Annotated in this window: 12 protein-coding genes; 6 read left to right on the forward strand and 6 right to left on the reverse strand. The window is 65.2% G+C overall.

Annotated features, from left to right (window positions below):
* Positions 1 to 318 precede the first annotated feature (318 nt).
* Positions 319 to 600 (forward strand): GNAT family N-acetyltransferase, encoded by a 282-nt coding sequence (locus AX284_RS04815; protein ID WP_064307454.1) that lies wholly within the window; start codon positions 319 to 321, stop codon positions 598 to 600.
* A gap of 58 nt (positions 601 to 658) precedes the next feature.
* Here AX284_RS04815 and AX284_RS04820 read toward each other — a convergent pair whose 3' ends face one another.
* Complete coding sequence (locus AX284_RS04820) at positions 659 to 1738, reverse strand: 3-deoxy-7-phosphoheptulonate synthase (protein WP_017641918.1); 1080 nt, start codon at positions 1736 to 1738, stop codon at positions 659 to 661.
* Between the two features lie 165 nt (positions 1739 to 1903).
* Here AX284_RS04820 and AX284_RS04825 point away from each other — a divergent pair, with 165 nt between their 5' ends.
* The 3 genes from AX284_RS04825 (at position 1904) to cysB (ending at position 3908) form a co-directional block, all read left to right on the forward strand.
* Entirely contained in the window at positions 1904 to 2230 is a 327-nt protein-coding gene (locus AX284_RS04825) for a thioredoxin family protein (protein ID WP_068383835.1), read from the forward strand.
* 108 nt (positions 2231 to 2338) lie between these two features.
* A complete protein-coding gene (locus tag AX284_RS04830; RefSeq protein WP_068383837.1) occupies positions 2339 to 2821 on the forward strand; it encodes a universal stress protein in 483 nt (160 codons plus the stop codon).
* Positions 2822 to 2933: 112 nt separating this feature from the next.
* Positions 2934 to 3908 (forward strand): HTH-type transcriptional regulator CysB, encoded by a 975-nt coding sequence (gene cysB, locus AX284_RS04835; RefSeq protein WP_017641921.1) that lies wholly within the window; start codon positions 2934 to 2936, stop codon positions 3906 to 3908.
* 151 nt (positions 3909 to 4059) lie between these two features.
* Here cysB and AX284_RS04840 read toward each other — a convergent pair whose 3' ends face one another.
* The gene (locus tag AX284_RS04840; RefSeq protein WP_068383839.1) at positions 4060 to 4983 is read right to left on the reverse strand and encodes a LysR family transcriptional regulator; all 924 of its coding nucleotides are present in this window, start codon (positions 4981 to 4983) and stop codon (positions 4060 to 4062) included.
* Positions 4984 to 5085: 102 nt separating this feature from the next.
* On the opposite strand from AX284_RS04840, the gene araD1 reads away from it, so the two are divergent.
* Complete coding sequence (gene araD1, locus AX284_RS04845) at positions 5086 to 6081, forward strand: AraD1 family protein (RefSeq protein ID WP_068383841.1); 996 nt, start codon at positions 5086 to 5088, stop codon at positions 6079 to 6081.
* 152 nt (positions 6082 to 6233) lie between these two features.
* A complete protein-coding gene (locus tag AX284_RS04850; protein ID WP_068383843.1) occupies positions 6234 to 7811 on the forward strand; it encodes an aldehyde dehydrogenase (NADP(+)) in 1578 nt (525 codons plus the stop codon).
* Between the two features lie 227 nt (positions 7812 to 8038).
* On the opposite strand, the gene AX284_RS04855 is transcribed toward AX284_RS04850, so the two are convergent.
* From AX284_RS04855 to araG, 4 genes are all read right to left on the reverse strand, one after another.
* Complete coding sequence (locus AX284_RS04855; protein ID WP_068383845.1) at positions 8039 to 9187, reverse strand: aldose epimerase family protein; 1149 nt, start codon at positions 9185 to 9187, stop codon at positions 8039 to 8041.
* Positions 9188 to 9310: 123 nt separating this feature from the next.
* Positions 9311 to 11050, reverse strand: coding sequence for an IlvD/Edd family dehydratase (locus AX284_RS04860; RefSeq protein ID WP_068383846.1), 1740 nt, complete (start codon positions 11048 to 11050; stop codon positions 9311 to 9313).
* 82 nt (positions 11051 to 11132) lie between these two features.
* The gene (gene araH, locus AX284_RS04865; RefSeq protein ID WP_059315695.1) at positions 11133 to 12101 is read right to left on the reverse strand and encodes an L-arabinose ABC transporter permease AraH; all 969 of its coding nucleotides are present in this window, start codon (positions 12099 to 12101) and stop codon (positions 11133 to 11135) included.
* A gap of 44 nt (positions 12102 to 12145) precedes the next feature.
* Positions 12146 to 13672: an L-arabinose ABC transporter ATP-binding protein AraG gene (gene araG / locus AX284_RS04870; protein ID WP_068383848.1), complete on the reverse strand. Its 1527-nt coding sequence runs from the start codon at positions 13670 to 13672 to the stop codon at positions 12146 to 12148.
* Positions 13673 to 13779: the final 107 nt, after the last annotated feature.

A 13779-nucleotide genomic window follows, 5' to 3' on the forward strand; every position in this document is an offset into this window, starting at 1 on the left:
ATCCTCCTTCGCTCCCCCGAGTTCGTCCCCGAATGCGTGCAGCCGGTATCAGCAACTGCTTGGATGGCTGAAAGCCACGAACGTTTCAAAACAAAACGTTAGAGGATGACCGGAAGTTGTCAAGTTCAAAGCCGCGCCTGCTCCCGCGTATGCCGCCTGATATAGTGTGATTTCTCGGTGCGACGGCTGGTCAGAACCTGCTTCTTCCGGAGGGGTCTGACGCGCTGTGGCTCAGTCCCGCACAGGAAGGGTGCGTTCTCGTCTTCGGGTACACCGATAACAATGGATAAGGCGGAGCCAAACCGCCAAGGAGTAGTCATGAACGAGTCCCTGCACGTGGAACACGATGAAGCCAATCATCAGTTCCAGCTTTCCGTCGACGGCCAGCGCGCCTATCTCGCCTATATGGATCTGGGCAAGCAGACGATGGATTTCTATCGCACCTTCGTACCCGATACCCTGCGTGGGCGCGGCCTGGCAGCGCGGCTGACCGAGCATGCGCTGAACTACGCCGAGAGTCGCGGCTACAGCGTCATTCCCTCCTGCTCCTATGTGGAGCACTACCTGGAGCGGCGTGGCCAGGTGACGCCGCTGGCCTAAACGGCCGCGCCATGAAAAACGCCGGGCTGAGCCCGGCGTTTTCGTATCCGCTGCTGGATCAGCTGCGCGCGCGGCGCGGCAGCACATCCTTGAGCTTGCGGTGCATGTCGAGAATGCTCTTCTCGGTCATGGCCCAGTCGATGCAGGCGTCGGTCACCGAGACGCCGTACTCCAGCTGCGACAGATCCGCCGGAATCGGCTGGCTGCCGAAGCCCAGGTGACTTTCCACCATCAGGCCGACGATGGAATTGTTGCCCTCGACGATCTGGTTGGCGACGTTGTCCATCACCAGCGGCTGCAGGGCCGCATCCTTGTTGGAGTTGGCGTGGCTGCAGTCGACCATGATGTTCGGCTTGACCTTGGCCTTGACCAGCGCCTGCTCGCACAGGGTGACGCTGACCGAATCGTAGTTGGGCTTGCCGTTGCCGCCGCGCAGCACCACGTGGCCGTAGGGATTGCCCTTGGTCATCACCACCGAAACCTGGCCGCGCTGGTCGATACCCAGGAAGCGGTGCGGGCTGGAAACCGACTGCAGGGCATTGATGGCCACGGTCAGGCTGCCGTCGGTGCCGTTCTTGAAGCCGACCGCGGAGGAAAGGCCCGAGGCCATTTCCCGGTGGGTCTGGGATTCGGTGGTGCGGGCGCCGATCGCCGACCAGCTGATCAGGTCCTGCAGGTACTGGGGGGAGATGGGATCCAGGGCCTCGGTGGCGGTGGGCAGGCCCTTTTCCGCCAGGTCCAGCAGCAGCTGGCGGCCGATGTGCAGGCCGTCCTGGATCTTGAAGGAGTCGTCCAGATAGGGATCGTTGATCAGACCCTTCCAGCCCACCGTGGTCCGGGGTTTCTCGAAGTAGACGCGCATGACCAGATAGAGGCTGTCGCTGACCTGGGCGGCCAGGGTCTTGAGCCGCTCGGCGTATTCGTGGGCGGCCTTGATGTCATGGATCGAGCAGGGGCCGATCACCACGAACAGGCGATGGTCCTTGCCGTCGAGGATGTCGCGAATGACCTGGCGGCCCTGGGCGACGGTGTCGGCGGCGAGATCGCTCAGCGGGATCTCCTGTTTGAGCTGCTCGGGCGTGATGAGCGGCTCGTTGGCTTCGATGTTGAGGTCGTTAAGGCGGGGCTGTGCGGCCATGGTGCTACTCGTCGGTCACGGCGCTGCGACAGGACGGGGCCCGTGCAGGCAAAATACGGTGGAGAGGGTGGGGCACCTTAACGCGTGTCCCGCCCGCTCACAATGGTTACGACGCTATTGGCGCGCCCGAGGGCGGGCTTTGGCGATGATCGCGACGAGGAAGCGATGGAATTGGACGATGGCACGGCGGATGCCGTCCTGCTGGCGGCGTCTGGGCGCTCGCTGCTGATCTTTACCAGCGCTGGCTGCGCCACCTGCCGCCTGGCACGCCAGGTACTGCCTGTGGCGACGTTGCCGGTCGAGCGACTGTACTGGGTGGATGCCGAACGCAGCGGGGGACTGGTGCAGCGCTATGGCGTCTTTCATCTGCCGGCGTTGTTCCTGGTCCGGGATGGCGATTTTCTCGGTCCGGTGCAGGCGCCGCTACGGGAGCCGGCGCTGGTGGCGGCGATCCTGACCGCCGCGGAGCGCGAGCCCGAGGAGCTGCCCTGAAAGGGCTCTGGTGTGCGGTTCGCAGCGTGAACCGCAATCCCCTGCTACGCTGGAAAGGGCTATCCCGCGTCGTACCGGCCTGATCGGCTGATCTGGCCAGGAGGAATCGTGATCCGCTCGCTGCTCTATGCCACGGACCTGGGCCTGTGTTCGTCCTATGTCTTTCAGCACGCCTTGAATCTCGCTCGCATCCATCAGGCCCGGCTGTATGTCGTCCATGTGGTGGAGCCGCTCGGCCTCCTGGCCTCCACCCTGCTGCAGCAGTATCTGGATGGCGAATCTCTGGATCGCCTGCGCAATGGCGGTCTGGACCTCGTCCTGGAGACCATCGAACAGCAGGTGTTCGAGTCCCTGCGCGAGGACCTGCAGGAAACCCCCGCCACCGTGGGCCTGGTGAGGGCCGTACGGGTGGTGCAGGGCGATCCGCCAGTGGTCATCCTCAAGCAGGCTCAGGAGTTCGCCGCGGATTTGCTGGTGATCGGCGGTCGCAGCCAGGGCGATGCCCAGGTCGCGCCGTTGGGTCGTACTGCCAGCCGCCTGCTGCAGACCGCGCGCATCCCTGTGTACCTGGTGCCGCTGCGCCAGGGGTGATCCGCCAGCGTCAGCCCTTGTCCCCCAGCGACTTAATTCGATTTCGGTCTAGAAAAAGCTTGAAGCCTGCTTTACTGTTATATGCTTGCGCATGGGTCAGCGAGGAGCCGGCATGAAGCTGCAACAGTTGCGATATATCTGGGAAGTCGCCCACCACGATCTGAACGTCTCCGCCACGGCCCAGAGCCTCTATACCTCGCAGCCCGGCATCAGCAAGCAGATCCGCCTGCTCGAGGACGAGCTGGGGGTCGAGGTCTTCGCCCGCAGCGGCAAGCACCTTACCCGGGTAACGCCGGCCGGCGAGCGCATCATCCAGACCGCGGGCGAGATCCTGCGCAAGTGCGAGAGCATCAAGCAGATCGCCCAGGAATTCTCCAACGAGCGCAAGGGCACCCTGTCCATCGCCACCACCCACACCCAGGCGCGCTATGCGCTGCCGGACGTGATCAGCGAGTTCATCAAGCAGTATCCGGACGTGGCCCTGCACATGCATCAGGGCTCGCCGACCCAGATCGCCGAGATGGCCGCCGACGGCACCGTCGACTTCGCCATCGCTACCGAAGGCCTGGAGCGCTTCAATGATCTGGTGATGATGCCCTGCTATCGCTGGAACCGTTGCGTCATCGTTCCGCAGAACCATCCGTTGGCCAAGGTCGAGAATCTGACCCTGGAACAACTGGCGGAACAGCCGCTGGTGACCTACGTCTTCGGCTTCACCGGGCGCTCCAAGCTCGACGAGGCCTTTGCCCGTCACGGGCTGGAACCCAACGTGGTGCTGACCGCCGCGGACGCCGACGTGATCAAGACCTATGTGCGCCTGGGCCTGGGCGTGGGCATCGTCGCCGACATGGCGGTGGATCACAAAGCCGATGCCGACCTGGTCTGCCTGGACGCCAGCCACCTCTTCGAAGCCAGCGTGACCAAGATTGGCCTGCGCCGCGGCACCTTCCTGCGCGGCTTCATGTGCGACTTCATCGGCCGCTTCGCGCCACACCTGACCCGCGATGTGTTGACCGAGGCCATGCAGACGCCGACCCGCCAGGAGCTGGAGACGCTGTTCCATGGGGTGACGCTGCCGACGTATTAAGAGGGCTTCTTAGCGGCGTTATCGCGGCCACGGCGGTCCGCCGATGCGGCCGCTGCAGCAAGTCAGACCAATCGCGGCCATGGGCCGCTCCTACAAGCACGGACGCTAATGTAGGAGCGGCCCATGGCCGCGATGCGTTTGCCCACCTACCTCACCCCTCCAACCGCCACTGCTCCAGCAGCAGCTGCGCCGCGGCCGACAACCCCGCGCCCTGGCGCACCAGGATCGAATAGGGTTCGTTGCGGGTGCGCTGGACGACCGGCAGGCGACGCAGCAGGCCGTGTCTTGCGCCGAACTGGGCGATGTCGCTGGGCAGCATGGCCACCTGGTTGGGGTCTTCCTGCAGCAAGCCGAGCAGGGTGAAGGTGGAGGCGGTTTCCACCGGATAGCGAGGAAACTCCAGCTCCGCCGCGCGGAATTCCCGTTCCAGGGTCAGGCGCATCGGCAGATTGGCCGGATAGACGATCCAGCGACTGTCGACCAGGTCGGCCAGGCTCAGCTCTGGCGCCTCGGCCAGGGGATGGCGGGGATGGCAGACGATCTCCAGCCGCTCTTCGCGCACCTCCAGGCAGTCATAGGCATCCGGACGACGGCTGACGCTGCTGCGGCAGATGGCCAGTTCGATGCGGCCGGCGTCGAGCAAATCGAGCAGGCGCACACTGGTGTCCTCGATGATCTCGATGCCGAGCTGGGGTTGCGCCGCGCCCAGGCGGGACACCGCGGCGATCAATCGCGGCACGGCGCCCATGATCACCCCCACTGCCAGACGGCCGCCTTCCCCCTGGAGGATGCCGAGCATCTCTTCGCGCAGATGGGCCAGGTCGCTCTCGATCAGTCGTGCATAGCGGATCACGCAGCGGCCCAGGTCATTGGGCTGTAGGCCCTGGTGGGTGCGCAGGAAGAGGGTGGCGCCCAGGGTGCTTTCGATTTCGTGCAGGGCCTTGGTGGCCCCGGGCTGGGAAATGGCGATGCGTTCGGCGGCCTTGTGCAGCGAGCCTTCTTCGTCGAGGGCGATCAGCAACCGTAGTTGACGCAGGCGTAGGCGAGAGGCGATGGAGCCCAGGGATGGCAGCATGGGAATAACCGTTGGTTATCACGGGATAGGGAGTTCTCATTAGGCAGGCCCTGTAGCGCCGAGTAAAGTCTTCCTCAGGCGATAACCAACAAGGAGAATGCCATGCACCTGATTCAGTTCGAAGACCAACAGGGCCAGCGTCGCGTCGGCGTGGTCGAGCGCGGCGAAGTCCAGCAGGTCCGCGGTGCCACCAGCACCCGGACCCTGGCGCTGCAGGCCATCCGTGCCGGCGTTTCGCTAGAGTCTCAGGTGCAGACCCTGGGCCTGGAGCCCGGACCAGCCTATGCCGAGCTGCTCGACGGCGGCCGTCTGCTGCCGCCGCTGGACCATGAAGATCCGGCGCACTGCCTGGTCACCGGAACCGGCCTGACCCACCTGGGCAGCGCCGCTACCCGCGACAAGATGCACCAGCAGAACAGCCAGGAAGAGGCCAAGCTGACCGACTCCATGCGCATGTTCAAATGGGGCGTGGAGGGCGGTCGGCCCGCGACCGGCACCGCCGGTGCCCAACCGGAATGGTTCTACAAGGGCGACGGCGGCATCCTGGTGCGCCCAGGTGCCGACATCCCGCTGCCGGAGTTCGCCGAGGACGCGGGGGAAGAGCCCGAGTTGACCGGTCTCTATGTGATCGGCGACGACGGCAAGCCCTATCGCCTGGGTTATGCGGTGGGCAACGAATTCTCCGACCACGTGCTGGAGCGCAAGAACTATCTCTATCTGGCCCATTCCAAACTACGCTATTGCAGCTTTGGGCCGGCGCTGCGTACTGGGGAATTGCCGCGCCATCTGGTGGGTACCAGCCGCATCCGTCGCGGCGAGCAGGTGGTCTGGGAGAAGGAGTTTCTTTCGGGCGAGGACAACATGTGCCACAGCCTGGAGAACCTGGAGTATCACCACTTCAAGTATGCGCAGTTCCTACGGCCGGGCGATGTCCATGTGCATTTCTTCGGCACGGCGACCCTGTCCTTCGCCGACGGTGTGCGCGTCGAACCGGGCGACAGATTCGAGATCGCGGTGCCGGAATTCGGCGAGCCGCTGAGCAATGGCGTCAAGGCCAGCACGGCCGCCTTCCAGCCAGGGCAGGTCCGCCAACTCTGATAGTTGTATGATGACTGCTGACTATGCGAATGCTAGAGTGGGTATCGCACAGGCTGGTCCGGCCGCTCAGACGCTGAGCGTGCCACCCTTTCGAAGACCGCCCCGACGCGGGTGGTCTTCCCTGAACCCCTAGGTATAAGGAGTCGAGAACAATGCAGATCCAAGGCAAGAACTACATCGGTGGCGCTCGCAGCGGCGAGGGCGAGGTGCGGGTCTATAGCATCGACGCCACGACCGGCGAGAAACTGCCCTACGAATTCTTCCAGGCGTCCGCGGCCGAAGTCGATGCCGCCGCCCGTGCCGCCGAGCAGGCCGCGCCCCTGTACCGCAAGCTGAGCGCCGAGAAGCGCGCGAGCTTCCTCGACGCCATCGCCGACGAACTGGATGCCCTGGGCGATGATTTCGTCCAGCTGGTCTGCCAGGAAACCGCGCTGCCGGCTGGCCGTATCCAGGGCGAGCGTGGCCGTACCAGCGGCCAGATGCGCCTGTTCGCCAAGGTGCTGCGGCGTGGTGACTTCCATGGTGCCCGTATCGACACCGCGCTGCCCGACCGCAAGCCTCTGCCGCGTCCTGACCTGCGTCAGTACCGCATCGGCCTGGGTCCGGTGGCCGTGTTCGGCGCCAGCAACTTCCCGCTGGCGTTTTCCACCGCCGGTGGCGATACCGCCGCGGCCCTGGCCGCCGGTTGTCCGGTGGTGTTCAAGGCCCACAGTGGCCATATGGTCACCGCCGAATACGTGGCCGACGCGGTGATCCGCGCCGCCGAGAAGACCGGCATGCCCAAGGGCGTGTTTAACATGATCTACGGCGGTGGCGTGGGCGAGCAGCTGGTCAAGCACCCGGCCATTCAGGCGGTGGGCTTCACTGGCTCCCTGCGTGGTGGTCGTGCCCTGTGCGACATGGCCGCGGCTCGTCCGCAACCCATCCCGGTCTTCGCCGAGATGTCCAGCATCAACCCGGTGGTCGTGCTGCCCGAGGCGCTCAAGGCCCGTGGCGACGCCATCAGCGGTGAACTCGCGGCCTCCGTGGTGCTGGGCTGTGGCCAGTTCTGCACCAATCCGGGCCTGGTCATCGGCGTGCGTTCGCCGGAATTCAGCAGCTTCCTGGAACGCCTGGCCGGTGCCATGAACGAGCAGGCACCCCAGACCATGCTCAATCCGGGCACCCTGAAGAGCTACGAGAAGGGCGTCGCGGCGCTGCTGGCCCATTCGGGTGTACAACACCTTGCCGGCGCCAATCAGGAAGGCAACCAGGCGCGTCCGCAGCTGTTCAAAGCTGACGTGAATCTGCTGCTGGAAAGCGACGAGCTGCTGCAGGAAGAAGTCTTCGGCCCCACCACGGTGGTGGTCGAGGTAGCCGACGAAGCCCAGCTGCAGCAGGCGCTGCAAGGCCTGCACGGTCAGCTGACCGCCACCCTGCTGGCCGAACCGGCCGATCTGCAGCGCTTCGAGGCCATCATCGGCCTGCTGGAGCAGAAAGCCGGTCGCCTGCTGCTCAACGGCTATCCCACCGGCGTGGAAGTCTGCGATGCCATGGTCCATGGCGGTCCCTATCCGGCGACCTCCGATGCCCGCGGCACTTCGGTCGGCACTCTGGCCATCGATCGCTTCCTGCGCCCGGTGTGCTACCAGAACTACCCGGATGCTTTCCTGCCGGAAGCCCTGCAGAACGCCAACCCGCTGGGTATCCAGCGCCTGGTGAACGGCGAGAACACCAAGGCCGCGATCTGATCGCGCTGTCTTGAGTGAAAGAAGACCCGGTGTCGCGAGACGCCGGGTTTTTTATTGGGTGGTGGAAAGGGCTCGCTGCTTTCCACGCTACCAGGCACCAGGCTACGGGCCGCGTCGGAGCAACCCTCTCTCCCTCTGGGAGAGGGTTGGGGTGAGGGAAGCGCCCGGCACGAGCCCAACAGAAAAGGCCGCTCCTGAGAGCGGCCTTTCTTGCATCAGGAGCAGCCTTACTTGCTGGCGAACTTGAAGATGGTCGTCTGGGTGTAGGTCTGGCCGGGATCCAGGCGGGTGGTGGGGAAGTTGGGCTGGTTGGGGGCATCCGGGTAGTGCTGGGTTTCCAGGGTGAAGGCACCCCAGTGGCCATAGGTCTTGCCGGCCTTGCCCTTGATGTTCCCCTCCAGGAAGTTGCCGGTATAGAACTGCACGCCTGGTTCGGTGGTGTAGAGGGTCAGGGTGCGGCCGGAGCCCGGGTCGGTCACCACGGCAGCGGCTTTCTGCAGATCGCCAGCGGTGTTGAGCACCCAGTTGAAGTCATAGCCACCCTGCTTGGGTTCGGCGTACTTCAGCTGCTGGTTGTCGTCGGCGATGTGCTTGCCGATGGCGGTCGGCTTGCGGAAGTCCATGGGCGTGCCGGCCACCGGTGGCAATTCGCCGGTGGGGATCAGCTTGGCGGTCACTGGCGTGTATTTGTCGGCATTGAGCATCGCCACCTGCTTGAGCACGGTGCCACTGCCAGCGCCCGCCAGGTTGAAGTAGCTGTGGTTGGTCAGGTTGAGTACCGTCGGCTTGTCGGTGGTGGCGCGGTACTTGAGGGTTAGCTGGTTGTGCTCGTCCAGCTGGTAGGTCACCTGGGTGGTCAGGGTGCCGGGAAAGCCCATCTCACCATCGGGGGAGACATAGCTCAGGGTCACGCCGACCCAGCCGTCGCCCTTGGCCGGCTCGGCCTTCCACACCTTGGTGTTGAAGCCTTGGGGGCCGCCGTGCAGGGCGTTGGTCTTGTCGTTCTGGGGGATCTGGTAGCTCTTGCCATCGAGGCTGAAGCGGCCCTCGGCGATGCGGTTGCCGAAGCGGCCGATGGTGGCGCCAAAGAATACGTTGGGGTTGTCGAGATAGCCCTGGACGTCATCGAAGCCCAGGACCACGTCTTCGCCATGGCCCTTGCGGTCGGGCACCTTAAGCGCCTGCAGCACGCCACCGTAGGTGATGACCGTGGCCTGCATGCCGTGGCTGTTGGTCAGGACGAACTTCTCGATGGGAGTGCCATCGGGCAGCTTGCCGAAGCTCGACTGCTGGCTGGTGAGGCCGGCCGCCTGGGCGGTAAGGGTGCTGATCATGAGTGACAGTCCAAGTCCGGTGAGGGCTAACGTGCGTTTCATCTCGACCACCTTTTCGGTTTGTTGTTGTGCAAGAGTGGGGCAGAGGGCCCCGAGTTCCGGAAAGAGAGGCTGCGCCAGCCCCTCACCCCGACCCTCTCCCGGTGGGAGAGGGGGTAGAGCCGGTCAATGGGAGTGGCGTGGCACTTCGGAACCGCGGCAGCCGACCAGGAAGTCGAAGTCGCAGCCTTCGTCGGCCTGCAGCACGTGGTTGACGTAGAGGCGCCGGTAGCCGCCGGCCAGCAGCTGATCCGCCGGCGGTTGCCAGTCGGCCAGGCGCGCAGCCAGTTCTTCGTCGGGAATGTCCAGGTGCAGGCGGCCGGAAGCGCAGTCCAGCTCGATCATGTCGCCTTCGCGCACCACCGCCAGCGGACCGCCGGCCGAGGCCTCGGGCGCCACGTGCAGGACCACGGTGCCGTAGGCGGTGCCGCTCATGCGGGCGTCGGAGATGCGCACCATGTCGGTGATGCCCTTGGCCAGGAGCTTGGCTGGCAGGCCCATGTTGCCCACCTCGGCCATGCCCGGATACCCTTTGGGTCCGCAGTTCTTCAGCACCATCACGCAGGTCTCGTCGATATCCAGGTCCGGGTCGACGATGCGCGCCTTGTAGTCTTCCAGGTTCTCGAACACCACGGCGCGACCGCGATGCTGCATGAGCGCCGGGGTCGCGGCCGAGGGCTTGAGCACCGCGCCCTTGGGTGCCAGGTTGCCGCGCAGCACGCAGATGCCGCCGTCGGCGCGTAGCGGGTTGTCCAGGGCGCGGATGACCTCGTCGTTGCCGTAGATGGGCGCCTCGGCGCAGTTGGCCCAGAGGCTCTTGCCGTTGGCGGTCAGGGCCTCGGGGTGGGGCAGCAGCTTGGCTTCGCCCATGCGGCGGATCACTGCCGGCAGGCCGCCGGCATAGTAGAACTCCTCCATCAGGAAGCGGCCGGAGGGCTGCAGATCGACGATGGTGGGGGTGCCGCGGCCGACCCGGGTCCAGTCGTCCAGCTCCAGGTCCACGCCGATGCGGCCGGCGATGGCCTTGAGATGGATCACCGCGTTGGTGGAACCGCCGATGGCGGCGTTGACGCGAATGGCGTTCTCGAAGGCTTCCTTGGTGAGGATCTTCGATAGCCGGACGTCTTCTTCCACCATCTCGACGATGCGCATGCCGGACAGGTGCGCCAGTACGTAGCGACGCGAATCCACCGCCGGGATGGCGGCGTTGTGCGGCAGCGAGGTGCCCAGGGCTTCGGCCATGCAGGCCATGGTGGAGGCGGTGCCCATGGTGTTGCAGGTGCCGGCCGAGCGTGACATCCCGGCTTCGGCGGAGAGGAATTCGTTGAGGTCGATGGCGCCCGCCTTGTAGGCCTCGTGCATCTGCCAGACGATGGTGCCAGCGCCGATGTCGCGACCGTGGTGCTTGCCGTTGAGCATGGGGCCACCGGTGACGACGATGGCCGGCACGTCACAGCTGGCGGCGCCCATCAGCAGCGCTGGCGTGGTCTTGTCGCAGCCGGTCAGCAGCACCACGGCGTCCACCGGATTGCCGCGGATGGCTTCTTCCACGTCCATGCTGGCCAGGTTGCGGGTCAGCATGGCGGTGGGTCTGAGGTTGGACTCGCCATTGGAGAACACCGGGAATTCCACCGGGAAGCCGCCGGCTTCGTAGATACCGCGCTTGACGTGTTCGGCGATCTTGCGGAAGTGGGCGTTGCAGGGGGTCAGCTCGGACCAGGTGTTGCAGATGCCGATGACGGGCTTGCCCTGGAATTCATGGTCCGGGATGCCCTGGTTCTTCATCCAGCTGCGGTACATGAAGCCGTTCTTGTCGTTGCTGCCGAACCACTGGGCGGAGCGGAGCGGGCGTTTGGGCGTGGTCATTGTCTTGTCCTCGGGCATTTCACGGGCAAATCGGTCCCTGGCACGGCGCACCTGGCGCCGCGGGGGAGGGCAGAGTCTGGGTTTAGCGCTGCTTGAAGCGGTCGATGACCACCGCCAGCAGCAGGATGGTTCCGCGGATGACGTACTGGTAGAAGGTGTCGATGTTCTTCAGGTTCATGGCGTTCTCGATGATCGCCAGGATCAGCACGCCGGCGATCACGTGGCGGATCATGCCGATGCCGCCGGCCAGGGAGACCCCGCCCAGCACGCAGGCGGAAATCACCGTGAGTTCGAAGCCCTGGCCGATCATCGGCTGGCCCGAGGTCATGCGCGAGGCCAGTACCACGCCGGCCAGGGCGCCGATCACCCCATGCATGGCGAAGATGATGATCTTGGTGCGGTCGACGTGGACACCGGCCAGCAGCGCGGCCTCCTCGTTGCCACCGATGGCCATGGTGTTGCGGCCGAAGGTGGTGTAGTTGAGCAGCCAGCCAAAGAACAGGATGCACAGCAGGGTGATGACGATGGGCACCGGCAAGCCGAACAGCTGGCCGTTGCCGAACACGAAGAATTGCTCCTGGGAGACGCCCACGGCCTTGCCGTCGGAGAAGATGTAGCCCAGGCCGCGCACAATCTGCATGGTCGCCAAGGTCGTGATCAAGGCGTTGATCTTGAGCTTGGCGATCACCAGCCCGTTGATCAGGCCCACCACCAGGCCCATGGCCAGGGCGGCGGCGACGCCGAGAAAGACGCTGTCGAAGTCGCGCATCACCACCGCCGCGACCACGCCGGCACAGGCGATGACCGAGCCCACCGAGAGGTCGAAGTGGCCTGAGGCCAGGCAGAACAGCATGGTGCAGGCGGCGATGCCCACGGTGGAGATCGCCAGGCCCAGCCCGCGCATGTTCAGCGGCGAGAGGAAGTTCTGCACGAACAGCGCGCAGAGGGCGAAGATGACCAGCGCGGCCAGCATCATGGCCCAGTCGTCGAGGAAGCGACGCATGTCGAAGCCGCGGCGCGGCGGGGTCAGGCTGTGGGGTTGAGCGGACATGGATAGGACCTCTTTATTGTTATCTCGACCAGCAAGGCGCGCCCTCAGGCGCGGGTACGGGGCAGGGCGAGCTGCAGCAGCCGCTCGTCGTTGAACTCGGCGCGGGCCACCTCGCCGGTGATGGCGCCTTCGCTCATCACCAGGATGCGGTCGGCCACGCCCATGACCTCCATCAGGTCGCTGGAGACCACCACCACGGCGATGCCGCGGGCGGCGAGGTCATGGATGATGGCGTAGATCTCCGACTTGGCACCCACGTCGATGCCGCGGGTGGGTTCGTCGAGCAGCAGCACCTGCATGGGCATCGACAGCCAGCGACCGAGAATGGCCTTCTGCTGGTTGCCGCCGGAGAGATTCTTGATCTTCTGCCCGGCATGGGGCGTCTTCACGTTGAGCGCGCGAATCTGCTTTTCGGCGTTGGCCTTTTCCCAGCGACCCTGGATCAGGCAGCCGAGGCTGGCATGGTGGGCGCGGGCGCTGATGTTGATGTTCTCGGCCACGCTGGCCAGGGGCACGATGCCTTCCTTCTTGCGATCTTCCGGGCACAGCAGGATGCCGGCGGCGATGGCGTCGCGTGGGGACCTGAGGCTGACCGGGGCGCCCTTGAGGCTCAGGCTGCCAGCCTTGTGCTTTTCCAGGCCCGCCAGCAGGCGCAGCAGCTCGGTGCGGCCGGCGCCGACCAGGCCGAAAAGGCCGAGGATCTCGCCCTGGCAGACCTCGAAGCCCACCGGCTGCTGCAGGCCCTGGCCGAGCAGGCCCTCGACCTTGAGGCAGCCGCCGCCGATCTCACGCGGCCGGTAGTCGTAGATGTCGGCGAGATCCCGGCCGACCATCAGGGTGATCAGCTGGTCGGGAGTGATGTCGGCCAGGCGCTCGATGGTGCGCACGTGGCGACCGTCCTTGAATACCGTCACCGCGTCGCAGATGCGGAAGACCTCTTCCATGCGGTGGGAGACATAGAGCACCACCCGGCCTTCGTCGCGCAGCCGGGCGATGATGGTCATCAGCCGATCGGTCTCGCGGGCGGACAGCGAGCTGGTGGGTTCATCGAAGGCGATGACGCGTGCGCCGCGGGAGAGCGCCTTGGCGATCTCCACCAGCTGACGCTGACCGAGCGACAGGCGCCCGACCTTGTTATTGGGGTCGATCTCTTCGGCCAGACCCTTGAGCAGGTCCAGGGCCTGGCGGCGCAGGTGGCCGCGATTGACGATGCCGTAACGCGCGGGCAGGTGACCGAGAAAGAGGTTCTCGGCGACGGTCATCTCCGGCACCAGCTGCAGCTCCTGCTGGATCACCGCGACGCCGGCGCGGATCGCTTCGGCGGTGCTCTTGAACACCAGCTCCTGGCCGTCGATGTTGAGATGTCCGGTGGTGGGGGCGTGGTAGCCGCTGAGGATCTTCAGCAGGGTCGACTTGCCGGCGCCGTTCTCGCCCATGAGGGCGTGCACCGAGCCGGGACGCACGCTGAAGGAGATGTCGGCGAGCGCCTTGACGCCGGGAAAGGTCTTGCCGATGCCGACGAAACCGAGGCTGTCGGCGCTCTGGGCGGTGGTGTGTTCCAAGGCTGCCATGAGGCACTCCCGTCACAACCTTTTTACGATCTGCTGCGCGTCGGCCAAACTGTGTTGAAAAGCCTCTGGAGGGCCAGCCCCGTCGGAATGCTCATTTACTAATCGTA

This window comes from Pseudomonas sp. HUK17 (assembly GCF_001566765.1).

Coding starts and splice junctions, on each gene's coding strand:
- AX284_RS04815 (WP_064307454.1), top strand. CDS start 319: ATGAACGAGTCCCTGCACGTGGAACACGATGAAGCCAATCATCAGTTC.
- AX284_RS04820 (WP_017641918.1), bottom strand. CDS start 1,738: ATGGCCGCACAGCCCCGCCTTAACGACCTCAACATCGAAGCCAACGAG.
- AX284_RS04825 (WP_068383835.1), top strand. CDS start 1,904: ATGGAATTGGACGATGGCACGGCGGATGCCGTCCTGCTGGCGGCGTCT.
- cysB (WP_017641921.1), top strand. CDS start 2,934: ATGAAGCTGCAACAGTTGCGATATATCTGGGAAGTCGCCCACCACGAT.
- AX284_RS04840 (WP_068383839.1), bottom strand. CDS start 4,983: ATGCTGCCATCCCTGGGCTCCATCGCCTCTCGCCTACGCCTGCGTCAA.
- araD1 (WP_068383841.1), top strand. CDS start 5,086: ATGCACCTGATTCAGTTCGAAGACCAACAGGGCCAGCGTCGCGTCGGC.
- AX284_RS04850 (WP_068383843.1), top strand. CDS start 6,234: ATGCAGATCCAAGGCAAGAACTACATCGGTGGCGCTCGCAGCGGCGAG.
- AX284_RS04855 (WP_068383845.1), bottom strand. CDS start 9,187: ATGAAACGCACGTTAGCCCTCACCGGACTTGGACTGTCACTCATGATC.
- AX284_RS04860 (WP_068383846.1), bottom strand. CDS start 11,050: ATGACCACGCCCAAACGCCCGCTCCGCTCCGCCCAGTGGTTCGGCAGC.
- araH (WP_059315695.1), bottom strand. CDS start 12,101: ATGTCCGCTCAACCCCACAGCCTGACCCCGCCGCGCCGCGGCTTCGAC.
- araG (WP_068383848.1), bottom strand. CDS start 13,672: ATGGCAGCCTTGGAACACACCACCGCCCAGAGCGCCGACAGCCTCGGT.